Source organism: Vreelandella olivaria, assembly GCF_023507745.1.
Taxonomy (GTDB): domain Bacteria; phylum Pseudomonadota; class Gammaproteobacteria; order Pseudomonadales; family Halomonadaceae; genus Vreelandella; species Vreelandella olivaria_A.
The window spans coordinates 1-20,887 of sequence record NZ_JALPZO010000113.1 but is presented as its reverse complement, the minus strand read 5'-3'; the positions used below and the strand labels follow the sequence as shown (position 1 = coordinate 20,887).

Below are 20,887 nucleotides of genomic sequence, written 5' to 3'. Positions count from 1 at the left end.
GGCTGCCCCTTTTTTGTTACCCCGGGCTTCGGCTAATAAGCGTTGAATACTTACCGGTGGTGATTCGCTAAAGTGTTAACAAGCTTACCAAAGTGTGCTGAAGACAACACTGCCTGTGCTATTTGGCAGTTATGGTGTGCATACGCTAGGGCATAATAAGGAGCAACCGTAATGGATATGAGCGAAGACGATATTGCTGAGAAAAGCTATCGCTCGATGCTACCAGGGCCATTGGGCGTTATAGACACATGGATCAGTAAAGGGGAAGGCATCATTCTCGCCATGGGTGTCATCCTGATGGCGGTCAATACAGTTGCTAACGTGATTGGGCGTTTCGTATTCGGGGAAAGTTTGCACTTTTCCGAAGAGGTAAACCGAATATTGATCGTTTTGGTTACTTTCGCGGGTATTGGTTATGCCGCCCGCCATGGTCGACATATCCGCATGTCGGCCATCTACGATGCCCTGCCAACGGGCTTCCGCCGTGGGTTAATGATTTTGATCTGTTTGTTTACCGCGTTAGTGATGTTCACGCTGTGCTATTACTCAATTGGTTACATCATGACCATCATGGGGCGTGGTCGCAGCCTGCCTTCTACCGGTATTCCAGCGTGGTGGATGTACGTGTGGGTACCCCTGGGGTTTGCCGTTACAGGTATTCAGTACGTTATGACGGCCTATACCAATGTGATCTCGCGGGATGTCTATCTCTCGACCCATGTTGTAGATGGCTATAAAGACACGGAAACGGAAGTTTAGGCAGTGAGGAACTATCCATGACGGCAACGATAATTACGATCATGATCGTGCTGCTGCTACTTGGCTTCCCGATGATGATTCCCTTAATGACTGCCGCCTTTGTCGGCTTTTTTATGAGTTTTGGCGGTCTGGGGCAAATGGAAACACTGATTCAGCAGATGATGCGGGGGGTTAGTCCCACATCACTGATTGCAGTACCCATGTTTATCCTGGCAGCCGATATCATGACTCGTGGACACTCCGCGAACCGGCTCATTGATATGGTGATGACCTTTGTCGGCCACATTAAAGGCGGGCTGGCAGTAAGTACCGCTGTATCGTGCACCCTGTTTGGTGCTGTTTCCGGTTCGACTCAGGCAACCGTGGTCGCTGTGGGTTCGCCTTTGCGACCACGGATGCTAAAGGCGGGCTATAAAGACCCCTTTACCCTGGCACTGATTATCAACTCCAGTGATATTGCCTTTTTGATTCCGCCGAGTATCGGCATGATTATCTACGGGGTCGTATCGCAGACCTCCATTGCCGAGCTTTTCATCGCAGGCATTGGCCCAGGGGTACTGATTCTAGCGATGTTTTCGGCCTACAGTATTGTATATGCCATTGTAAATAAGGTGCCCACCGAGCCTAAAGCCAGCTGGAAAGAGCGTGTGGTTTCAGTGCAAAGAGCCCTTTGGCCGCTTGGCTTTCCTGTGCTGATTGTGGGCGGTATTTATGGCGGCATCTTTAGCCCAACGGAAGCCGCTGCAGCCTGTGTGCTGTATGCTGTTCTGCTGGAGTTTGTGATTTTCCGCTCCTTAAAGCTGCCTGATATCTTCACGATTGCCAAGTCAACAGGCTTAATAACGGCGGTGGTTTTCATTCTTGTCGCCGCAGGCAATGGGTTTTCGTGGATTATCTCGTTTGCACAGATTCCACAGGCGATACTGGGTACCTTTGGTATTAATGAAGCAGGGCCTGTCGGCGTCTTGATCGCTATTTCGATCGCTTTCTTCGTCGCCTGTATGTTTGTTGATCCCATCGTGGTGATTTTGGTGCTTACACCCATTTTCGCACCTGCGATAGCGGCTTCAGGTCTGGATCCGGTATTGGTCGGTATCCTTATCACGCTACAGGTCGCCATTGGGTCAGCAACGCCGCCATTCGGCTGCGATATATTCACGGCCATAGCGATTTTCAAACGACCCTACTGGGAGGTGATTCGGGGTACCCCTCCGTTCATCTTCATGCTGATAACAGCCGCAGGGTTAATCATTGCTTTCCCACAAATCGCGCTGTTCCTGCGTGATGTTGCCTTTCGCTAAACAGCCATAGGGATAACGCGCATGTTCAACCGCATTTTAGTGCCCGTGGATGGTTCAAAAGGGGCAATTAAGGCTCTCGATAAAGCTGTCGGCCTACATATGTTAACTGGCGCAGAACTTTACTTACTGTGCGTATTTAAGCACCACAGCCTGCTGGAGGCGTCACTTTCCATGGTGAGGCCTAATAAGCTCGACATTCCCGATGATGCGCTTAAAGAGTACGCTACCGAAATCGCAGTGCACGCAAAGTCTCACGCGATTGAGATGGGAGCGGAGAGCCTCAGGGTCAGAGCGTTTGTTAAAGGGGGGCGTCCATCGCGCACTATTGTGCGGTTTGCCCGCAAACGTGAGTGCGACCTTATCGTTATTGGAGCCCAGGGAACCAATGGTGAGAAAAACCTGCTGTTAGGCAGTGTCTCCCAACGTGTAGCGGGTGCGGCACACTGCCCTACACTTGTGGTGTAACACGTTAAACCTCTGGTCTGTTATGTGGTCTGATGATCGCCCGCCGCTTCAGGTAATGCAGCCTGAGGCGGCGGGTGTTAGTCTTTAAGGTACCAACATTTTGGCGTATAGCGCCGCAGGATAAGGTTTTTTTCATGAAAGCACTGATCTCTTCCACGGCCCTGACGGGGTTGCTACTGGTGGCTCCTTTTGCAGCGGCAGCCCCTGAAACTGATGAGCAGCGTCTGGCCTATAGCCTGGGGGTTACCCTGGGCGAAAGCATGCAGGCGGATATTGAAGACCTTGATATTGATGCCTTCACTGACGGTATGCGCGACGTATTTGAAGCCAATGAGCTGGCGCTGAGCGAAGAAGAGATGATGGAAGCGCTCATGGCCTTTCAGGAGCGCTCAATGCAGGCACGTGAAGCAGAAGCGGCAGAAATTGCCCAGCTGAATCTGGAAGAAGGTGAAGCTTTCCTGGCGGAAAATGCTGAGCGCGAAGAGGTTGAGGTGACTGACTCCGGTTTGCAGTACGAAGTATTGGAGTCTGGTGATGGTGCAACCCCTGGTCCAGAAGATATGGTTGAAGTGAACTACGAAGGCATGCTGCTGGATGGAACCGTGTTCGACAGCTCCTTCGAGCGGGGCGAGTCGGTGAGCTTCCAGGTTGGTCAGGTGATTGAAGGCTGGCAGGAGGCGCTGCAGCTAATGAGTGTCGGCGATAGCTGGATGCTGTATATCCCTGCTGAGCTTGCTTATGGCGAAGGCGGCCAAGGCCCCATTGGCCCTAACGAAATGCTGACCTTCCGCGTTGAACTGCTGGGTGTCGAGTAAGTTATGAGCTCAGCCCCAACCACCGCCTCCATGCGCAGCCTGATGGGTGCGCTTGTTATAATGTTGGCAGCAAGCAATGTGTATGCAGATGACACACTTGATGATTTGCCCGCGTTAGGTGCTGCCAGTGATCAGGCAAGCGTCGTTGGCGTTTCCTCCGGCGGGTATATGGCAGCACAACTGGCGGTGGCATGGCCTGAACGCTTTAGCGGCGTCGGGGTAGTGGCCGCCGGGCCATGGGGCTGTGCACAAGGTGCACTAAGTCTAGCCCTTAATCAATGCATGATGACCCGCCGTGGTTTGCCATCCTTGGAAGAATTGGAGGGACGGTGGGAAAACTATGCATCCCAGGAGCAGGTGGGCAGCCAGGATGCGCTTAGCCAGCTGCGTGCTTTTGTGTGGCACGGTAATGAGGATGATGTCGTCGCGCCTGAACTTGGCAGCCTGCTGGCCGAGCAATGGCAATCATGGCTGGCAACGCCGGCACAGCTGCGTTTTGTCAAGGGTGAGGATGCCGGGCATGGCTGGCCGATACGTTTGCCCAAAGAGACGGCGATTGACCCTGAGTCGCTGGGTGGCTGCCGCCAGGGTGGCGGAAGCCATATATTGGCGTGTGGTGAAGATGTGGCGGGTGAGATGTTGGAGTGGCTCTATCCTGACCGCCAGTCTATCCCGGGTGAGGGTGAGTTGCTTGCGTTTGATCAGTCTGAATTTGCGGTAAAGGGACTGGCCAATATGGGCTATGTTTTTATCCCCGAAGTATGCGCGGAGGGTGATTGCCCTGTCACCATGGCACTGCACGGGTGCCAAATGAGTGCAGAGGCCATTGAGGATACCTTTGTTCGCTATAATGGCCTTAATCGCTGGGCGGCTGAGCATGGGCAAGTGGTGCTTTACCCTCAGGCGGAAAGCAGTATGGCGAACCCCCAGGGGTGTTGGGACTGGTGGGGATTTGCGGAAAGTACCTGGCAGTTAAGCCCGCTTCATGACTCACGGGAAGGTAAGCAAATAGGTGCACTAATGGCGATGCTGGACCGCTTACAGAGTTCTTCGGGGGACTAGTCCCCCACTACAAACATGCGTGAGTCAATCAGCTGTCCAGCTCTCTCTCCAACGCAGCTATTAAGCCATAGGCGGTAGGAGAGTAGAGCACACGTTGTAGAATTTTCCCGTGTCGGTTTACCAGAAACAGTGATGCGGTATGGTCAACGGTGTACTCCATCACAGAATCGGGCGCCTCTACTCGCCGCCAAATCACGCCATAACGTTCCGCGACATCTTCCAGTTGCTCCTGGCTACCCACCAAGCCGATAAACTCACTACCAAAGAACTGCATGTACTCTTCCATACGTGTAAGCGTGTCGCGCTCCGGGTCGACAGTAATCATAACGGGCACCACGCGTTCACGCTGGGTTTCACTTAACTGGGCCAGCGCCTGCCGTTTAACGGCCTGGTTCATCGGGCATACGTCAGGGCAGTAGGTATAACCAAACGACACAATGGCAATGTCATTTTCATCAAGCTGGGTTAGTGAGAAGTCACCCTGGGTTGCAGGCATCGCAATAGGGCCGCCTCTGGGTTCATCATTATCGGCGTTAAGAACGAATTGATAGAGGCTGATGGAGCCGATGATGAGCAGGATGACTAATGCCCCCAGGCCCAGCCAGAGTGGTTTGCGTTTGAGAGGTTTAGCTGCCATACCCATTAACTCCGAATGACGTCAAAGTCGAACCAACTGCCTAGTTTACCTTCTGGAGTATCCAGTATGACACGTGCGCGCCACGGCATAACGGCTTGAGTGCAAATACCGACCTGACCCTGCCCGCGAAAATGTCCGGGTGCCGTTGCGGATAGCGCAAAACGGTGCAAGCCTAAATCCATATCACGACCGATAAAGTCAACGCTAACATGGTGTACTTCCAGGCCTTCTACCTCCACATCCAGTGGCAGGATGGTCAGTGCTTCGATGCGTCCGTTGGTGTCAATGGTAAGGGTGATTCGGCCTTTATCTCCCAGCGTGGCAGCACACGCCTGGGTATGCAAATTACAGGCTGTGTTGGGGGCAAACCACGTTATATCATTATCATCTCTCAGCCAGTTGGCCAGGACGTACCACGAACAGGCCGCCAGCGCTAAGCCGGTTACCAGAATAAGCACTTTCAGCACTGGAAAACCCGTAAGATAGACAGGTTTAGACAGGTTCTTCATGGCAGAATAGTCGCTAAGCAAGCCGTGAGGCGGGGAGTTTGTTTAATGGTAACAGCTATTTCGCAGATGTCGCTGTGCTGGGATGTCGCACTTAAGAAGGAATAACAATGGAGAGCATTACCGGGGCGCTTGGGCCACTGTTTTTACTCATTTTGCTGGGCGCGGTTATTGGCTATGGACGATGGCCAGGTGAGAACTTTTGGCCGCAGATGGAACGGCTAATCTACTTTGTGCTGTTTCCAGCCATGCTGGTGGGTACACTTGCCACTGCGGATGTCAATCAGGTGCCAGTAGGACGTTTAGCGATGGTGTTGCTGGGGGCGATGGGGCTGTTCGGCCTGTTGCTATGGCATTTTCGGGGCTGGTTGGGGCTAACACCGGAAGCGTTTACTTCGGTCTTCCAGGGGGCGGTGCGTTTCAATACCTATGTGGGGGTGGCCGGTGCCGTCGCGCTACATGGCAGTACTGGCGCGACGACGGCAGCGGTAGCGGTGGCATTAATGGTGCCGGTGGTGAATGTGATGTGTGTTGCAAGCTTTGTGGCAGCGGGCACCCTAGGTGGTTCAAGCCTGGGTAAAAGCGCGTTGGCTCTGGCGAAGAATCCGCTGATTTTAGCCTGCTTGGCTGGTATCGCCCTGAACCTGACCGGAATCGGGTTGCCGGGCTGGAGCGAGGATACGGTGGAACTCCTGGGACGGGCCGCCCTGCCGCTAGGACTGGTTGCCGTAGGAGTGGCTTTGCGGCCGGCGGCGCTGTTGCGTCTTGACCGTGGGGTGGTGGCGACCAACAGCATAAAACTACTATTAATGCCTGCTTTTGTGCTGCTGCTGGTATGGATTGTGGGCCTTGATACGGTGAGCCGCGATGTAGCGCTGTTATTTGCTGCGCTACCCACGGCTACCTCTGCCTATATTCTTGCCCGCCAGTTGGGAGGGGATGCTGAGTTAATGGCGGCGATTATTACCGGCCAAACGCTGCTGGCGATGGTAACCCTCCCGCTGTGGCTACAACTGGTCAGCTGATACAAAAGAATAAATAAAAAGTATTCGCATTTGTGTTGACGCGGTAAATGAGAATGATTATATTGTGATGGTCAGCGTTTGATGAGACGCTGGCAACCACGACAGAAACCGCCAGTTTCCTGTCATGGTTTCTCCCTCTCATTGCTAGTCACGGTCTTTTGCCGCTCCACTGGAGCGGCTTTTTCTACTACTTTTCCCCCGCCATTTCTCCTGTTGTCCTTGGACAACGACTTCCGGTGCCGTTTGGACAGATAATGGGCGGATTGCCTATGCTGACCATGAATTCACTGCCAGGAAGAGCCGCCATGCGCATTGCTGTGTTTAGCGCCAAGCCTTACGATCAAACGTTTCTGTCCCGTGCCAACGCGGCAATGCGCCATGAGCTGAGTTTTTTTGACGTGCGGCTAACCGCTGAGACGGCGCCACTGGCGAAAGGTCATGAAGGTGTGTGCGCCTTTGTAAACGACCATCTGGATGCCGCCGTGCTTGAGCAGCTTCATGCAAGCGGTATACGGCTGGTCGCTCTGCGCTCGGCGGGGTTCAACCATGTTGACCTGGCGACGGCCGAACGACTGGGAATCACTGTGGCGCGGGTGCCTGCCTACTCGCCTCACGCAGTGGCCGAACACGCAGTGGCGTTGGTGATGAGCCTGAATCGTATGACATTCCGTGCTTATAACCGGGTGCGCGAAGGCAATTTTTCTCTGGATGGCTTGCTTGGGTTTGACCTGTATGGAAAAACCGTCGGCGTCATTGGCACCGGTCATATTGGGCTCATTTTCGCCGACATTATGCATGGTTTCGGTTGCCGGGTTGTGGCTCACGACCCCTACCCTAACCCAAAGGCCAAGCCGTTTGTGGAGTATGTGTCACTGGAAGCGCTCTATGCACAGGCAGATATCATCTCGCTGCACTGCCCTCTGACTCCCGACACCGATCACCTGATTAACGCCGATGCCATTGCTCAAATGAAGCAGGGTGTGATGCTGATCAATACAGGGCGAGGGCGGGTAGTGGATACCCATGCGGTGATAGCCGGATTAAAAAGCGGCCATATTGGCCGCCTGGGACTGGATGTGTACGAAGAGGAGGAGCAGCTGTTTTTTGAAGACTTGTCGTATAAGGTGATTGATGATGATCAGTTTATGCGCCTGACCACCTTTCACAACGTACTGATCACTGGGCATCAGGCATTTTTCACTGACGAAGCGTTGACCAATATTGCCGATACCACCTTAGCGAATATCGATGCCTTCGAAACTGGTAGCGGTACACTGCATCGGGTTGTTTACGAAAAGCGGCCCTAGCGCGGCGCCACCGCTCCAGTACCTGATTTAGCCTTCCCGGCGGTAGATCAGGTCCCAGACGCCGTGGCCCAGTTTTTCACCGCGAGCTTCAAACTTGGTCAGCGGACGAAAATCCGGACGCGGAACAAAGGGCGCGGTGTCGGCACTGGCGGTATTGGCGTAGCCGGGGGCGGACTCCATCACCTCGGCCATCCACTCGGCATACGCTTTCCAGTCGGTCGCCATGTGAAACGTGCCACCAGGTTGCAGGCGGGTACGAATCAGCTCCGCAAAGGCGGGCTGCACAATACGCCGCTTGTGGTGCTTCTTTTTTGGCCACGGGTCGGGGAAAAACAGTTGCAGGGTAGTGAGCGAGCCTTCCGGCAGGCACTGTTCCAGTACCGCCAGGGCGTCTTCACGGTAGACACGCAGGTTGGTTAAGCCGCGTTTATCCACTTCATCCAACAGCTTGCCAACGCCGGGGGCGTGCACTTCGATGCCGATAAAATCGGTATCCGGGTGGCGCCCAGCCTGTTCAATCAGTGAGTTGCCCATGCCAAAGCCAATTTCCACCACGCGGGGAGCCCGGCGACCAAACAGGGCGTCCAAATCCTGGCGGCCATCGGCAATGGTTAATCCCAAGCGCGGCCATACCTCTTCCAGGCCACGCTGTTGGGCTTGGGTCATGCGTCCTGCGCGAATCACATAGCTTTTAATCCCACGGCGATGCAACGGCGCATCGGCGCTTTCGGGGCCAGTGGTGGTGACGCTATTGTCGGGCGCGGTGTCGTTCGTATCGGTCATGGTGTCTCTGTATCAGCCGTTAATCCGGCCAGCAAAAGGCGAAGAGGGATCAGCGCTCTGGCGGCGCGGCATGCGGCCTGCCAAAAACGCATCGCGGCCTGCTTCTACGGCAAGTTTCATGGCGTTGGCCATGCGTAGTGGATCGCGGGCGTAGGCAATAGCAGTGTTGAGCAGTACGCCATCGCAGCCTAGCTCCATGGCCATCGCCGCATCGGAAGCGGTACCAATGCCTGCATCCACCAGTACCGGGACGCTGCTTTGTTCAACAATCAGGCGTACGTTGTGCGGATTCTGGATACCGTGACCCGAGCCAATCAGCGAACCCAGCGGCATGATGGCGCAGCAGCCCATGGCTTCCAATTCCCGTGCCACAATGGGGTCGTCGCTGGTATACACCATTACATCGAATCCATCGGTCAGCAGTGTCTCGGCGGCTTTCAGAGTCTCGACCACGTTGGGGTAAAGCGTGTGATCGTCGCCCAATACTTCCAGTTTGACCAGATTGTGGCCATCCAGTAGCTCACGCGCCAGACGGCAGGTGCGCACGGCATCTTTGGCGGTGTAACAGCCTGCGGTATTGGGCAGCAGGGTGTAGCGTTGTGGTGAGATCACATCCAGCAGGTTGGGTGCGTCGGCATCCTGGCCAAGGTTGGTGCGGCGAACGGCAAAGGTGACGATTTCAGCACCGCTTTGGGCAATGGCGGCACCGGTTTCAGTAAAGTCTTTATACTTTCCGGTGCCCACCAACAGGCGGGAGTTGAAGTTGCGTCCGGCGATGGTGAGCGGTGTATTGGTCAGTTGCGTCATAGCGATTCCTTGAAAAAGCACCAGCGGCAGTGTTAGCCGCCACCGATAGCGTGGACCACTTCGATCTGATCGCCGTCGGCGAGCGAGGTTGCAGCCAGCTGGCTTTTGGGCACAATCTGTTCGTTGATTTCTACGGCGATGCGGCGCCCGCCAAGACCAAGCTGTTCAACAAGGTCAGCGGCTGTCAGCCCTGGGGCAATGGCGTAGGGTTCGCCGTTGAGCGTAAGCTGTGTCGACTCGTTGAAGGTAGACATAAACGTTGAGTGTCCCATTGGGTGATGCAAAACGTACTCTATTGTAGCGGTTTCGTGCCGCGCAAGGTATGTAGTGGCGTGAATATCTGCAAGGTTGGATAAGCCGGTGACAGTGACGAACACCGGCGAAAGGAGCAAGGCATGCAACGATTAGACAAGCCGTGGTGGTGTTTGGCAGCACTTTCAGGAGCACTGATGGTGATGTTAGGGGCCTATGCAGCCCACGGGCTGGCGGCGAGAACCAGCGCTGCCATGGTCAGTGTGGTTGAAACCGGTGTGCGCTACCAGGCGTGGCATACCCTTGCCATGCTGGCAGTGCTTGCCTGGCGCAGCCATTGGCAGCATCCGGGGCAGCATATTGTGTTGATGTTATGGGCGTCGGGTATCGCGGCGTTTTCAGGTTCGCTTTACCTGATGGCGCTGGCCGGGCTAAATGTGGGTATTGTCACGCCCATGGGAGGCCTGCTACTCATCGCGGGCTGGCTGGCACTCGCCATCGTTGCTCTGATGGGGCGCTCTGCATAAACAGGTGGTGCTTCGTTCCTGTTATGTTACTCAACTATCAGCCCGGTGACAGCAGTGATGCTGTTTAGCGCTTAGGCCTGTTCAATGCTACGGTTATTCACACACGCGATTTCCTCTGGTGTGTCGATATCAATCAGCGTGCCTGCGTCCTGCACGTCATACATACGGTAGTGCGACGGGTGGCGCCGAATCAGTTCTTGAGCACCACTATTGCCGCTCAACGATGCAAATGCTGGCCAGAGAGTACGTCCAAAAATGACTGGGTGGCCCTGTTTACCTGCATAGCAGGGCCGCACGATGGTGTCGTGGGTAGCTAGCTGCTGTAACGTCAGTAGTGTGTCTTGCTGCAGGCAGGGCATATCGCCCAATAAAATGGCTACCGCTGCTACGCTGTTAAGGCAGGAGTCATTGCTGAGTGCCTCCACCGCTTCGGCCAGACTCGACCCCAGCCCCTGGTGTGCCTGCCGAAGTCGAATCAGGGGTGTGCTCTCTGGAAGGCCGAGCAGGGTTGTGTCGTCCTCTTCGCGAATCGCCACACGCAGCACAGGAAAGGCTTGCTTTGCATGGGCGACAGAGGTTGCTAGCAGCGAGCACCCGTTGGCGAGAGAAGCGCAGCGTTTGTCACGCTGACCAAAACGCCGGGAGTAGCCGGCAGCCATCACTAAAGCGACAACGTTGCTAGAGATCATCGAGGTTTTTTTCCATGCTGTCCCCTGACGGTATCTGTTGTGGTGGCTGAGATAGCCCGATGTCAGTTGTTCTCAGGCCACGGGCAGTGCATAGCTGGCGGTAACATGCACCACTGGGCGTGTGTCATCGCTGGCTGAGAATACCTGTACTTCACCTACCGCCAGGCGGCGACCCAGTTTGATCAGTCTGGCATGGGCGATAATGTCGTGATCGCCGGATGCCGCGCGTAAAAAGTGGCAGTTTAAGTCGCTGGTAACCGCCATGGGTTCTGGACCAATTTGCGCCAAAATGGCGACGTACATGGCGACATCCGCGAAGCCCATCATGGTCGGGCCAGAGACCCTTGGGCCAGGGCGAAGATGCTCATTGCCAATTGCCAGGCGCATGGTGGCGGTCATTTCGCCTACGTTCACTATTTTTCCCATCCGTTGGGGGAATACCTCATCCAGGAAATACTCAATCTGCTCGACAGTCATTACGGTCATTGTTGTTATTCTCCTTAACGTCAACGTAAGCAAGCATAATGAAAAAAGCCCCAAGGAGCGAGCCTTGGGGCTGGTTGGGCCAGTCAGCGGGATAGCTTATTTGGCCTTGTGTACCTGACGCCACTCATGCAGTAGCGGCTCGGTGTAGCCAGACGGCTGTACGCGCCCTTTGAATACCAGATCAGAAGCGGCCTTGAAGGCGGTAGAGTCTTCGAAATCAGCACTCATGGCGGTGTAGGTTGGATCACCTGCGTTCTGCTCATCCACCACTTTGGCCATACGCTTGAGGGTCTCTTCCACTCGCGGTGCATCGACAATGCCGTGGTGCAGCCAGTTGGCGATATGTTGGCTGGAGATGCGCAGGGTCGCGCGGTCTTCCATCAGGCCAACATTGTGGATATCCGGTACCTTGGAGCAGCCCACGCCGTGCTCCACCCAGCGTACGACGTAGCCCAGAATACCCTGGCAGTTGTTATCCAGCTCTTGTTGAATTTCCTCATCAGACCAGTTTGCGTTTTCCGCCACCGGCACGGTTAGCAGATCGTCCAGAAAGTCCGGCTCACCCTGAGCCTCCAGTTCACGCTGGACATCGCTCACACTCACCTGATGGTAATGCAGTGCATGTAGGGTTGCTGCTGTGGGCGAAGGTACCCAAGCGGTGTTGGCACCTGCTTTCGGGTGGCCGATTTTCTGCTCAAGCATACTGTGCATCAGGTCCGGCATGGCCCACATGCCTTTACCGATCTGGGCGCGGCCACGCAGCCCACAGGCAAGGCCCACTTGTACGTTGCTCTTCTCGTAGGCCTGAATCCAGGCGGCGCTTTTCATATCGCCCTTGCGCACCATCGGGCCCGCTTCCATCGCGGTATGCATCTCGTCCCCGGTACGGTCGAGGAAGCCGGTATTGATAAAGGCAACACGGGAGGCCGCTTCAGTAATACATGCTTTTAGATTCACCGTGGTACGGCGCTCTTCATCCATGATGCCCATTTTCAGGGTATCGCGGCTCATGCCCAGAATGTCTTCCACCCGGCCAAACAGCTCGTTGGCAAAGGCGACTTCTTTAGGGCCGTGCATTTTGGGTTTCACGATGTACACAGAGCCGGTGCGCGAGTTGCGTGGCTGGTCGGCATCTTTCTTCAGATCGTGCAGGGCTATCAGGGAGGTGACCACCGCATCCAGAATGCCTTCCGGAAGTTCGTTGCCATTTTCGTCCAGCATGGCTGGCGTGGTCATCAGGTGGCCCACATTACGCACGAACATCAGTGAGCGCCCTGGCAGGGTGATGGAGCCGCCATCGGTGGTCTGCCAGGTGCGATCAGAATGGAGCTTACGAGTGAAGGTTTTACCGCCTTTCTCGATGTTCTCTTCCAGGTCGCCCTTCATCAGGCCGAGCCAGTTGCTGTACACACCTACTTTGTCTTCTGAATCCACTGCGGCGACAGAGTCCTCGCAGTCCATAATGGTGGTCAGGGCTGCTTCCACCACGACGTCTTTCACGTTCGCCGGGTCGGTTTTGCCAATCGGATGGCTGGCATCAATCTGAATTTCCAGGTGCAGACCGTTATTGGCCAGCAGGATCGACTCAGGAGCTGAGGTGTCGCCGTTGAAGCCAATGAGTTTGCCAGAGTCCTGCAGGCCGGTTTCACGTCCGCCTTCCAGGCTAACCACCAGATGTCCATCGCGAATGGCATACTTTACGGCATCCCGGTGGGAGCCAGTGGCCAGCGGCGCGGCACGATCCAGTACGCCACGGGCATAGGCGATAACTTTTTCACCCCTCTTGGGGTTGAAGCTGGCCCCTTTTTCAGCGCCATCTTCTTCCGAGATCGCATCGGTTCCATACAGTGCATCGTACAGGCTGCCCCAGCGTGCATTAGCCGCGTTAAGTGCGTAACGGGCGTTGCTGACCGGGACGACCAATTGCGGACCTGCCTGAGTCGCCACTTCCCGGTCAACATTAGCGGTCGTGGCTTTGACATTGTTTGGTGCTTCAACCAGGTAGCCAGCCTCTTTCAGAAAACGGCGGTAAGCGGGCATATCGTTCACCGGGCCGGGATTTTCACGGTGCCAGACATCCAGCTTCTCTTGCAGCGTATCGCGCTCTTCGAGTAGTTGGCGGTTTTTTGGGGTCAAATCGTGGAACAGGGCATCGACACCAGCCCAGAAGGCGCTTTCATCGACGCCAGTTCCCGGCAGAGCCTGCTCGTTGATGAAACGGTCTAGGTCGGCTGCCACCTGTAAACGGTGACGCGTGATACGCTCGCTCATGGGGTTTCTCCTGTGAAGGTGCCCGTGGGTTGTTAAAGAACCACGGTCAGGGTAAAAGTGGATTTATGGAAAATACTTCCACACCTGAGGAGGCATGTAAACAGCGTAGACCCTAAAGCAGCAAAATGCTCGACCAAATGATGAGAGAGGCAGCCGCTGCTGGCCTGCCTGGGCCCATGGAAGAGTGGCGTTCACGGAGAGACTTTGATGCATGATTTCCAGCATTTGGAAGGCTTGTTCAGGCAAGCAGCGGGCGAGTTACCGCTCTCCCGGTTATCGCCGGGGGAAGCGTTGACGGAGGCCATGCATGACTACTTTCGCCACTACGGTCTGGAAACACTACTTAACGATACCAGCGAAGTGCATGCCGGGTTTATTGATACCGGCCGTTTTGCCCTGTGGTGTCAGGTGTGGAGCCCCCCTGCTCCCACCGGCACTGCTTTTGTCGTTCACGGTTACTTTGACCACCTGGGGCTTTATCGTCACCTGCTTAGCTGCCTGTTGGCAAAAGGCTGGCGGGTAGTGTTATGGGATCTGCCAGGCCATGGTCTTTCCAGTGGCCCACGAGCAGAAATCGAAGATTTTGACGATTACCAGCACTGTTTAATGTATGTGCAGGAAATGTTGCGAGCGCAGGGCATGGCTCCTACACCGTGGCTGGGTGTCGGGCAGAGTACTGGGGCAGCCATACTATCGACCGACGCGCTTACCCGCCGTGAGGCCGCAGGGTGGTCTGGCCTGGTGCTATTGGCGCCGCTGGTGCGTCCCTGGCGGTGGAGCCAGGCCAGTTGGCTACACTTAATTGCAAGCCCGTTTGTGAAAGCGCTGCCGCGTAAATACCGGCCCAACTCAACCGATGAACAGTTCACGGATTTTTTGCGCGACCAGGATCCGCTGCAACCCGAACGTTTAAGCATTGCCTGGATTACCGCGATGCGGCGCTGGATGCCGCGTTTGTTGGCACTGGAGCCCAACCCGCTGCCGACATTGATACTGCAGGGCGAGCAGGACTTAACCGTAGATTGGGAGTGGAATCTGGCGATTCTGGCGGAGAAGTTTCCCAATGCCGAGATTCACCGCCACCCGGAAGCCCGCCATCACCTGGTCAACGAGGCCGAGCCGATAAGAGATGAGCTGTTTAGGGCGTTAGATAGCTTTATTGAAAACGTGCATTAATACGATTGAGTTTGACCAGGAGGATGAGATGACAGCCCCCAAAATACTTGTATTTGCTGGTAGTGCCAGAGCAGGTTCGTTAAATAAACAGCTAGCGAAACTGGCAGCACAGCGCATTGAGGCCCAGGGTGGGCAGGCCACCTTTGTTGATTTAAAAGACTACCCCTGCCCGCTGTTTGATGGCGACATTGAAGCCCAGGGTATGCCGGAGAATGTGCTTAGGTTGCGCGAGATTCTTGCCGACCATCAGGCACTGCTGATTGCATCACCGGAGTACAACGGTTTTATTACGCCGCTGTTGAAAAACACGCTGGATTGGCTTTCGCGCCCCTATGGGGGGGCACCTGGGTTAGGGCTTTTTGCAGGTAAATGGGCAGCGCTGGTAGCGGCTTCCCCCGGTGGGTTAGGGGGCATCCGTGCACTGCCGATAGGGCAACAGTTACTGGCGAACCTGAGTTTAACCGTCTTGCCACAGCCCTTATCGCTAGGGAAGGCAAACAGTGCGTTTAATGAAGCCGGCGGACTGAAGGATGAGACGACCGGTCAAAAGCTGGATGCTCTCTGCAAGCGGCTGGTGGATACGCTGGCGGCTCATTACGGTTAAGCCCCCTTCAACAGCCTATCCAACTGCCGGTAGCCAATAGCTTCGATAAAGTGCGGTTGGCTGGGTTTGGGTTCGCCCTGTAAGTCGGCCAGGGTAAGTGCTACCCGCAACACGCGATGGTAGGCGCGGGCGGAAAGTTTGAGCTTTTCCAGTACCCTTGCCAGCCAGGCGCGTTCTTCATCGTGCAGTGCGCAGGCGGCTTCCAGGGCTTTGCCGCTTAGTTGGCTGTTCAGCGCGCCCCGCGCCATCTGCCGTTCCCTGGCGGCCATTACCCGTTCGCGCACCGCGCTGGAAGGCTCGCCTTGGGTTTGGGCGGTGAGCTGTTCCGGTGGTAGCGCGGGGACTTCAACCTGGAGGTCGATGCGATCCAACAGTGGCCCGGAAAGTCGCGCCTGATAGCGCTGAATCTGGCTGGCGGTGCATTGGCAGCGCTGGCGTGGGTCACCTAGATGGCCACAGGGGCAAGGGTTCATGGCGGCCACTAACTGAAATTGTGCTGGGTAACGGCGTTCGTGGCTGGCTCGCGAGAGGTGGATTTCTCCTGTTTCCAAGGGTTGGCGGAGGACTTCAAGCACATGGCGGGAAAACTCCGGCAGTTCGTCTAAAAACAGCACCCCATGATGCGCAAGGGATATCTCTCCCGGTTTCGGTTTTGAGCCACTGTCATTTTCGGCAATTAATGCGACGCTTAAAGCGTAATATCAGTCTATTATGGTAATCTATTTAAAATTGAATGCGACGAAAAGTATGCAAATAGCTGCGACAAGCCATTAATTTTTCAATATTTGGTGCGACAGTCCATGACACTTCCAACATCTGTTCGTAAAATCGGCCCTACTCGCCGGAGTGTGTCTGGCTTCTATGCGTTTCGAGGCGAAGAATCTATCGCTTTCGAGTCGACGCTTGAACGTGACTTTCTTGTGAAGGCTGACTTTGACCTGAACGTATTGGGAGTGATTTCTCAGCCATGTGAGATTCCGTTCCACCATCCAGTTACTGGAAGACGTTACACCTATACCCCAGATTATTTGGTTTATTACCGCCTCGGCAGTCGCCATTACGAGGACTACCCGAAGCCATTGTTGGTTGAGGTTAAGCCACAGGCAAAGTGGCAAGAGCATTGGCGTGATTGGTCACCGAAATGGAAGGCTGCTCTGCGGCATGCCCAAAACGAAGGCTGGTCTTTTCGCATTCATGATGAAAGTCGCATTAGAGACAAGACGTTTGAAAACATCACTTTCCTAACGCGATACAAGCGAATGGTCTTTCCTCATGAAGAGAGCCATGAAGTGTTGAAAACGGTTAGAGAGATGGGCGCAGTGTCATTAGATTATCTGCTTGCCCGACACTTTATGGGTATTTACCGCGCAGAGGGCATCTCTCATTTATGGCATTTGTTGGCCACAAGGCAGATAGATTGCGATATAGCTCAACCATTTAGCCCCTTTTCGGAGGTATGGATACCAGATTATGAGTGACTATCGTTCCAATACCCCTAAACAAGAATCTGTCGTCACGCTAACACGCCAACAAGTGCAAATCGTGGTGGGTGAGCATGTCCAAAAGGGAGACATAATCTATCGAATCACGCAGGTGCTCGATTTTGAAACTGTCATGGGCATTGCAGTTGAGTCTGGGCGTAGTAGTCCACTGCGAATAAAAGAGTTGATGCCCATTGATAGCGTACCTACCAGACCCGCACCTGACTTGTCTGATGTAGGTGATTCGGACTGGCGTGAGGCAGAGCATCGTTTCTCGATCATTAAGCCATTAATCGATCGGGATACCATCGGACGTGAGGCGGCTGAGGAGCGTGCCAAAGAAACAGGGATCGATACGGCCACTCTATATAGATGGTTGAAACGATATCGAGCTACTGGTTCTGTACTTGCTCTGATACCTCAGAAGCGAGGGTGGAGAAAAGGTAATTCACGTATACCCGCTCATGCAGAGGCAGTCATTCAGGAGGTTATCAAAGAGGTTTATTTGACGTTACAGCGCCCTTCAGCCCAAAAGGCTGTTCAGGAAGTAATGCGACGTTGTCATGAACGACGTATCGACCCTCCTAGCCCTGGCACTGTGCGAGCTCGCATTCGTTCCATACCTGAGCGTGATAGGTTGCGTGGACATGGCTTTAGAGAAAAAGCCATCAACAGGTTTCAGCCGGCCGCTGGAAAATTTCCGAATGCTGATTATCCGTTAGCCGTGATGCAAATTGACCACACACCCGCCGATATTATTTTGGTCGATGATGTTTATCGCAAGCCCATTGGGCGACCATGGATAACACTCGCTATGGACGTTTGTAGCCGAGTAGTCACTGGTTACTATCTTTCATTTGACCCTCCCTCTGAGACTTCGGTAGGCATGTGCGTGGCCCATTCCATGCTCCCCAAGGATGAATGGCTGCTGTTGCATAATGTTGAGGCTGACTGGCCGGTATGGGGTACGCCAAACACGATTCATGTCGATAACGGTCCTGATTTCCGTTCAGAGACCTTTCGGCGTTCATGTTTAGCCTATGGGATTAACCTTGAATTTCGGCCCGTAAAACAACCTCGCTACGGTGGTCACATTGAGCGAGTGTTAGGTTCGCTTCTTAAGGAGATTCATAATCTTCCAGGCACTACCTTCTCTTCAATCAAGGACAAAGAGGGGTACGACTCGGAGAAGCACGCCTCTATGACTAAGAGCGAGTTTGAAGAGTGGCTTGTGGCGTTAATCTGTAAGGTTTATCACCAGCGCTTACATACCGGAATCGGTATGTCGCCTATGAAAAAATGGGAAATCGGTGTGTTTGGCAATGCCGACGTGCAGGGGGGTGGTTTAGCTCCAAGGCCAGCTGATAGGCTCTCTGTGTTGCTCGATTTTTTGCCAAGCTTTCAACGCACGATTCAGACCTTTGGTGTGACCATCGATGGCATCAACTATTACGATGAAGCAATAAGGCCTTGGATCAATGCAAAAGATCCAGACACCCCAAGCAAGAAACGAACCTTCGTTTTTAGGCGTGACCCACGCGACATTAGCTCAATTTGGTTCAAAGACCCGGAACTGGGGCAATATTTCCGAATTCCTTTTGCGAATCTAGCACTTCCATCGATGAGTGTATGGGAATATGCCCAGGCCAAAGCGCGTCTTCGCCAGGAAGGAAGAAACTCAGTTAATGAGACAGAAATCCTACGCGCTATTAGTGAGTTACGAACCCATGTTGAGGAGTCCCAGGCGCGGACTAAAAGAAGCCGGCGGCAAGCTCAACGACGTAAAGAGCATGAGAAAAAAGTGACACCTGCAGCTCCTCTTTCGAATACGCCTGAAACTACTGCACCTCAAGAAGCACTCTCCAATAGTGATGGGCTGTTAACAGGTGATATCGATGTGAACTGGGATATATCATGAGCACACACCTCCATCCTGCCCTTCGGCATATCTTGGGGCTTTCAGCGAAAGAGCGAATTGATTTTATGGATCAGCCAAGATGGTTGGGCTATCCGTTGGCAAATCGTATTATTGAAGCCATGCGAGGTTTGATGGAGAAACCAAGCCGGCCTCGAATGCCGAATCTACTTATCGTTGGAGACTCTAATAACGGTAAGACAACCATCGTCCAGCGTTTTCACAAACAGTACGGAGAAGGTTACGTCAATGAAGACGCTGAGCCGGTGAAGCCCGTTATTGTGACTCAGGCCCCACCGAGTGCTGATGAGAAAAGCCTTTATATCGCGGTGTTGGAGAGTTTTTGGGCTCCCTACCGTCCCACAGATCCTGTTCCCAAGCTGCGCTACCAGGTAATCCATCAACTTCGAGCCTGCCATACTCGTTTACTGATCATCGATGAATTTCACTCACTTTTAACAGGCGGGGCCGTTAAACAGCGCGAAACGATGAATGCCATCAAACTCCTGTGTAATGAGTTAATGATACCGATCGTTGGCGTTGGGACGCAGGATGCGGTGCGTGTACTTCATTCAGACCCGCAGCATGCAAGTCGCTTTGACGTCGTAGCTTTACCTAAGTGGGAGCTCAATCAAGATTTTCAGAAACTGCTTGCCGGATTTGAGAAGATTTTGCCGCTCAAAGAGCCCTCCCATTTGCATGAACCACAACTGGCCACACAACTCCACGCGATATCCGGGGGTAACTTTGGAGACCTGCACCGGCTGCTTATCGAATGTGCTAACGCCGCTATTCTTTCCGGTGCTGAGCGCATTGATGAGAAAGTCATTAAGAGCAAGTCCTGGGTGCGGCCAACGCGCGGTATTAGGGAAATAACGCTCTAATGCCGTGGGCACTCAATGTACCACTGCTACATGATGAGTCTCTTTCGTCATGGTTAGTCAGGGCGGCGTTGAGGCAGGGTTGTGATCCTTTGGTGCTTACGGGGGCTATCTGGCCAAAATGGCGCGTTTGGACGCGGGATATCGATAGAGAAATTCCTGATGTAAGAATGAGTCCATTAAAAAACGCTTCAGGCATCTCATCCTCCGAGTTTCAGAAATCTGCATTACGCTATGATTGCGAAAGAATTGCTGGTTACTCTTTACCGGAAACACGCACCTGGCCATGGTTGCTAGCACTGGGCACCAGAAATCGGACACACCGTGGTGGACAGCAATTTTGTCCTTTGTGCTTTATGGGGGATTTAGTCCCCTATCTTCGCCGACACTGGCGGCTTGCTTGGCATACAGGTTGTAGCGTGCATGGTGTACAACTGGTCGATGAGTGCCCTGCCTGCAAAGCACCTATCGAGCCCCATCGGCTGATAGCCGAGGATGTACATTTAGCTCAGTGTAGTCGGTGCAAATACGATTTTCGTAAGACCATGTGTACAGCTCTTTCGCTTGAAGAGTTAGCCTTCCAGAAGATGGCGGATCGCGTTTTAAAGAACGATATAGCCACGGTTGGTGGTAACTCTATCGCCGTTGCAGAATGGTTTTCAATTGCTGGTTTTTTCCTCAGCGTGGTACGGCGCGCAAGTCGACGTCCTGAGTCAGCATTTGCTGATGCTCTAGGATCTTTAGGTATACCAATTACTGCTAGCATGATGCCCTTGTCAGGATTGTCGTTTGAGCTGCTGCCTGCTTCTGAGCGTAGAGAATTACTCGTTGCGGTAAAACGTTTGCTGAGTATTGATCTAGAGGAAACTGTTAAAACTTTTATTAATGCTGATGTAAAGGCTACAGCGCTTCATGACCAACGAAAACCACCACCGGTAGCTCTTTTGCCGATGATAGCCCTCTTATCCGATAGCCCAGCCGTAACTCATTGCTATCGCACACCACCAAGCCATGAACCGCCCCGGATATTCTAGACACCTGTTAGGCTCTTAAAGTAACGCCTTTCATACTCAACCGGTGACAAGTTATCACTTGTGCCGTGTCGGCGCTTTGGGTTGTAAAACATTTCGATATAATT

The 20,887-nt window shown here is 53.9% G+C and carries 23 protein-coding genes and 1 pseudogene; 14 read left to right on the top strand and 10 right to left on the bottom strand.

Annotated features, from left to right (window positions below):
* The first annotated feature begins 171 nt into the window (after window positions 1–171).
* From HP566_RS10775 to HP566_RS10755, 5 genes are all read left to right on the top strand, one after another.
* On the top strand, window positions 172–759 hold the full coding sequence (locus tag HP566_RS10775; protein WP_249977263.1) for a TRAP transporter small permease: 588 nt from the start codon (window positions 172–174) through the stop codon (window positions 757–759).
* A 17-nt stretch (window positions 760–776) separates the two neighbouring features.
* Window positions 777–2,060, top strand: a complete 1,284-nt coding sequence (locus HP566_RS10770; protein WP_249977262.1) for a TRAP transporter large permease — start codon at window positions 777–779, stop codon at window positions 2,058–2,060.
* Between the two features lie 21 nt (window positions 2,061–2,081).
* Window positions 2,082–2,525, top strand: a complete 444-nt coding sequence (locus HP566_RS10765) for a universal stress protein (protein WP_249977261.1) — start codon at window positions 2,082–2,084, stop codon at window positions 2,523–2,525.
* Window positions 2,526–2,659: 134 nt separating this feature from the next.
* Window positions 2,660–3,340 (top strand): FKBP-type peptidyl-prolyl cis-trans isomerase, encoded by a 681-nt coding sequence (locus HP566_RS10760; protein ID WP_249977260.1) that lies wholly within the window; start codon window positions 2,660–2,662, stop codon window positions 3,338–3,340.
* Between the two features lie 3 nt (window positions 3,341–3,343).
* Window positions 3,344–4,402, top strand: coding sequence for an alpha/beta hydrolase-fold protein (locus HP566_RS10755; RefSeq protein ID WP_249977259.1), 1,059 nt, complete (start codon window positions 3,344–3,346; stop codon window positions 4,400–4,402).
* Window positions 4,403–4,430: 28 nt separating this feature from the next.
* On the opposite strand, the gene HP566_RS10750 is transcribed toward HP566_RS10755, so the two are convergent.
* A complete protein-coding gene (locus HP566_RS10750) occupies window positions 4,431–5,039 on the bottom strand; it encodes an SCO family protein (protein WP_249977258.1) in 609 nt (202 codons plus the stop codon).
* 5 nt (window positions 5,040–5,044) lie between these two features.
* The gene (locus HP566_RS10745; protein ID WP_249977257.1) at window positions 5,045–5,548 is read right to left on the bottom strand and encodes a hypothetical protein; all 504 of its coding nucleotides are present in this window, start codon (window positions 5,546–5,548) and stop codon (window positions 5,045–5,047) included.
* Between the two features lie 107 nt (window positions 5,549–5,655).
* Between HP566_RS10745 and HP566_RS10740 the strand changes: the two genes are divergently transcribed.
* Entirely contained in the window at window positions 5,656–6,570 is a 915-nt protein-coding gene (locus HP566_RS10740; protein WP_249977256.1) for an AEC family transporter, read from the top strand.
* Window positions 6,571–6,875: 305 nt separating this feature from the next.
* Complete coding sequence (locus tag HP566_RS10735) at window positions 6,876–7,877, top strand: 2-hydroxyacid dehydrogenase (RefSeq protein WP_249977301.1); 1,002 nt, start codon at window positions 6,876–6,878, stop codon at window positions 7,875–7,877.
* 27 nt (window positions 7,878–7,904) lie between these two features.
* On the opposite strand, the gene trmB is transcribed toward HP566_RS10735, so the two are convergent.
* Genes trmB through thiS form a run of 3 tightly spaced genes read right to left on the bottom strand, consistent with a single transcriptional unit; the run spans window position 7,905 to window position 9,721 of the window.
* On the bottom strand, window positions 7,905–8,660 hold the full coding sequence (trmB, locus tag HP566_RS10730) for a tRNA (guanosine(46)-N7)-methyltransferase TrmB (RefSeq protein WP_249977255.1): 756 nt from the start codon (window positions 8,658–8,660) through the stop codon (window positions 7,905–7,907).
* A 12-nt stretch (window positions 8,661–8,672) separates the two neighbouring features.
* Window positions 8,673–9,467 carry a thiazole synthase gene (locus HP566_RS10725; RefSeq protein ID WP_249977254.1) on the bottom strand — a complete coding sequence of 265 codons (795 nt, stop codon included), beginning with the start codon at window positions 9,465–9,467 and terminating at the stop codon, window positions 8,673–8,675.
* Between the two features lie 32 nt (window positions 9,468–9,499).
* Entirely contained in the window at window positions 9,500–9,721 is a 222-nt protein-coding gene (thiS, locus tag HP566_RS10720) for a sulfur carrier protein ThiS (protein WP_249977253.1), read from the bottom strand.
* A 141-nt stretch (window positions 9,722–9,862) separates the two neighbouring features.
* On the opposite strand from thiS, the gene HP566_RS10715 reads away from it, so the two are divergent.
* Window positions 9,863–10,246 (top strand): DUF423 domain-containing protein, encoded by a 384-nt coding sequence (locus HP566_RS10715; protein WP_249977252.1) that lies wholly within the window; start codon window positions 9,863–9,865, stop codon window positions 10,244–10,246.
* 71 nt (window positions 10,247–10,317) lie between these two features.
* Here the strand turns inward: HP566_RS10715 and HP566_RS10710 are convergent, their stop codons facing one another.
* The 3 genes from HP566_RS10710 to HP566_RS10700 all read right to left on the bottom strand — a co-directional run bounded on the left by HP566_RS10710 (window position 10,318) and on the right by HP566_RS10700 (window position 13,692).
* Window positions 10,318–10,935: a nucleotidyltransferase family protein gene (locus HP566_RS10710; protein ID WP_249977251.1), complete on the bottom strand. Its 618-nt coding sequence runs from the start codon at window positions 10,933–10,935 to the stop codon at window positions 10,318–10,320.
* 72 nt (window positions 10,936–11,007) lie between these two features.
* Window positions 11,008–11,421: a PaaI family thioesterase gene (locus HP566_RS10705; RefSeq protein ID WP_249977250.1), complete on the bottom strand. Its 414-nt coding sequence runs from the start codon at window positions 11,419–11,421 to the stop codon at window positions 11,008–11,010.
* 96 nt (window positions 11,422–11,517) lie between these two features.
* Complete coding sequence (locus HP566_RS10700) at window positions 11,518–13,692, bottom strand: malate synthase G (RefSeq protein WP_249977249.1); 2,175 nt, start codon at window positions 13,690–13,692, stop codon at window positions 11,518–11,520.
* A 207-nt stretch (window positions 13,693–13,899) separates the two neighbouring features.
* Between HP566_RS10700 and HP566_RS10695 the strand changes: the two genes are divergently transcribed.
* Together HP566_RS10695 and HP566_RS10690 are read left to right on the top strand one after the other, a co-directional pair.
* Window positions 13,900–14,868, top strand: a complete 969-nt coding sequence (locus tag HP566_RS10695; RefSeq protein WP_249977248.1) for an alpha/beta hydrolase — start codon at window positions 13,900–13,902, stop codon at window positions 14,866–14,868.
* Window positions 14,869–14,896: 28 nt separating this feature from the next.
* A complete protein-coding gene (locus tag HP566_RS10690; RefSeq protein WP_249977247.1) occupies window positions 14,897–15,472 on the top strand; it encodes an NADPH-dependent FMN reductase in 576 nt (191 codons plus the stop codon).
* Here the strand turns inward: HP566_RS10690 and HP566_RS10685 are convergent.
* Window positions 15,469–16,131 (bottom strand): annotated as a pseudogene (locus HP566_RS10685) (ATP-binding protein); the annotation flags it as partial. The gene HP566_RS10690 and the pseudogene HP566_RS10685 sit on opposite strands and share 4 nt — an antisense overlap.
* A gap of 141 nt (window positions 16,132–16,272) precedes the next feature.
* On the opposite strand from HP566_RS10685, the gene HP566_RS10680 reads away from it, so the two are divergent.
* From HP566_RS10680 to HP566_RS10665, 4 genes are read left to right on the top strand one after another with little or no spacing between them, the layout of a single operon-like run.
* The gene (locus HP566_RS10680; RefSeq protein ID WP_249977246.1) at window positions 16,273–16,950 is read left to right on the top strand and encodes a TnsA endonuclease N-terminal domain-containing protein; all 678 of its coding nucleotides are present in this window, start codon (window positions 16,273–16,275) and stop codon (window positions 16,948–16,950) included.
* A complete protein-coding gene (locus HP566_RS10675) occupies window positions 16,943–18,871 on the top strand; it encodes a Mu transposase C-terminal domain-containing protein (RefSeq protein WP_249977245.1) in 1,929 nt (642 codons plus the stop codon). The genes HP566_RS10680 and HP566_RS10675 overlap by 8 nt, the downstream gene beginning before the upstream one ends.
* Window positions 18,868–19,752, top strand: a complete 885-nt coding sequence (locus HP566_RS10670; RefSeq protein ID WP_249977244.1) for a TniB family NTP-binding protein — start codon at window positions 18,868–18,870, stop codon at window positions 19,750–19,752. Before HP566_RS10675 ends, HP566_RS10670 begins: the two co-directional genes overlap by 4 nt.
* Window positions 19,752–20,783, top strand: a complete 1,032-nt coding sequence (locus HP566_RS10665; RefSeq protein WP_249977243.1) for a TniQ family protein — start codon at window positions 19,752–19,754, stop codon at window positions 20,781–20,783. The genes HP566_RS10670 and HP566_RS10665 overlap by 1 nt, the downstream gene beginning before the upstream one ends.
* On the opposite strand, the gene HP566_RS10660 is transcribed toward HP566_RS10665, so the two are convergent.
* Window positions 20,780–20,887, bottom strand: a 108-nt coding sequence (locus HP566_RS10660) for an IS3 family transposase (protein WP_249977300.1), incomplete at its 5' end; no start/stop codon positions are given. The two genes, HP566_RS10665 and HP566_RS10660, sit on opposite strands and share 4 nt — an antisense overlap.

What these genes read in the sequence shown, in the direction of transcription:
- HP566_RS10670 (WP_249977244.1), top strand. Translation starts at nt 18,868, where the DNA reads ATGAGCACACACCTCCATCCTGCCCTTCGGCATATCTTGGGGCTTTCA.
- HP566_RS10775 (WP_249977263.1), top strand. Translation starts at nt 172, where the DNA reads ATGGATATGAGCGAAGACGATATTGCTGAGAAAAGCTATCGCTCGATG.
- HP566_RS10705 (WP_249977250.1), bottom strand. Translation starts at nt 11,421, where the DNA reads ATGACCGTAATGACTGTCGAGCAGATTGAGTATTTCCTGGATGAGGTA.
- HP566_RS10675 (WP_249977245.1), top strand. Translation starts at nt 16,943, where the DNA reads ATGAGTGACTATCGTTCCAATACCCCTAAACAAGAATCTGTCGTCACG.
- HP566_RS10690 (WP_249977247.1), top strand. Translation starts at nt 14,897, where the DNA reads ATGACAGCCCCCAAAATACTTGTATTTGCTGGTAGTGCCAGAGCAGGT.
- HP566_RS10700 (WP_249977249.1), bottom strand. Translation starts at nt 13,692, where the DNA reads ATGAGCGAGCGTATCACGCGTCACCGTTTACAGGTGGCAGCCGACCTA.
- HP566_RS10765 (WP_249977261.1), top strand. Translation starts at nt 2,082, where the DNA reads ATGTTCAACCGCATTTTAGTGCCCGTGGATGGTTCAAAAGGGGCAATT.
- HP566_RS10755 (WP_249977259.1), top strand. Translation starts at nt 3,344, where the DNA reads ATGAGCTCAGCCCCAACCACCGCCTCCATGCGCAGCCTGATGGGTGCG.
- HP566_RS10665 (WP_249977243.1), top strand. Translation starts at nt 19,752, where the DNA reads ATGCCGTGGGCACTCAATGTACCACTGCTACATGATGAGTCTCTTTCG.
- trmB (WP_249977255.1), bottom strand. Translation starts at nt 8,660, where the DNA reads ATGACCGATACGAACGACACCGCGCCCGACAATAGCGTCACCACCACT.
- HP566_RS10715 (WP_249977252.1), top strand. Translation starts at nt 9,863, where the DNA reads ATGCAACGATTAGACAAGCCGTGGTGGTGTTTGGCAGCACTTTCAGGA.
- HP566_RS10740 (WP_249977256.1), top strand. Translation starts at nt 5,656, where the DNA reads ATGGAGAGCATTACCGGGGCGCTTGGGCCACTGTTTTTACTCATTTTG.
- HP566_RS10695 (WP_249977248.1), top strand. Translation starts at nt 13,900, where the DNA reads ATGCATGATTTCCAGCATTTGGAAGGCTTGTTCAGGCAAGCAGCGGGC.
- thiS (WP_249977253.1), bottom strand. Translation starts at nt 9,721, where the DNA reads ATGTCTACCTTCAACGAGTCGACACAGCTTACGCTCAACGGCGAACCC.
- HP566_RS10770 (WP_249977262.1), top strand. Translation starts at nt 777, where the DNA reads ATGACGGCAACGATAATTACGATCATGATCGTGCTGCTGCTACTTGGC.
- HP566_RS10710 (WP_249977251.1), bottom strand. Translation starts at nt 10,935, where the DNA reads ATGATCTCTAGCAACGTTGTCGCTTTAGTGATGGCTGCCGGCTACTCC.
- HP566_RS10725 (WP_249977254.1), bottom strand. Translation starts at nt 9,467, where the DNA reads ATGACGCAACTGACCAATACACCGCTCACCATCGCCGGACGCAACTTC.
- HP566_RS10680 (WP_249977246.1), top strand. Translation starts at nt 16,273, where the DNA reads ATGACACTTCCAACATCTGTTCGTAAAATCGGCCCTACTCGCCGGAGT.
- HP566_RS10760 (WP_249977260.1), top strand. Translation starts at nt 2,660, where the DNA reads ATGAAAGCACTGATCTCTTCCACGGCCCTGACGGGGTTGCTACTGGTG.
- HP566_RS10750 (WP_249977258.1), bottom strand. Translation starts at nt 5,039, where the DNA reads ATGGCAGCTAAACCTCTCAAACGCAAACCACTCTGGCTGGGCCTGGGG.
- HP566_RS10735 (WP_249977301.1), top strand. Translation starts at nt 6,876, where the DNA reads ATGCGCATTGCTGTGTTTAGCGCCAAGCCTTACGATCAAACGTTTCTG.
- HP566_RS10745 (WP_249977257.1), bottom strand. Translation starts at nt 5,548, where the DNA reads ATGAAGAACCTGTCTAAACCTGTCTATCTTACGGGTTTTCCAGTGCTG.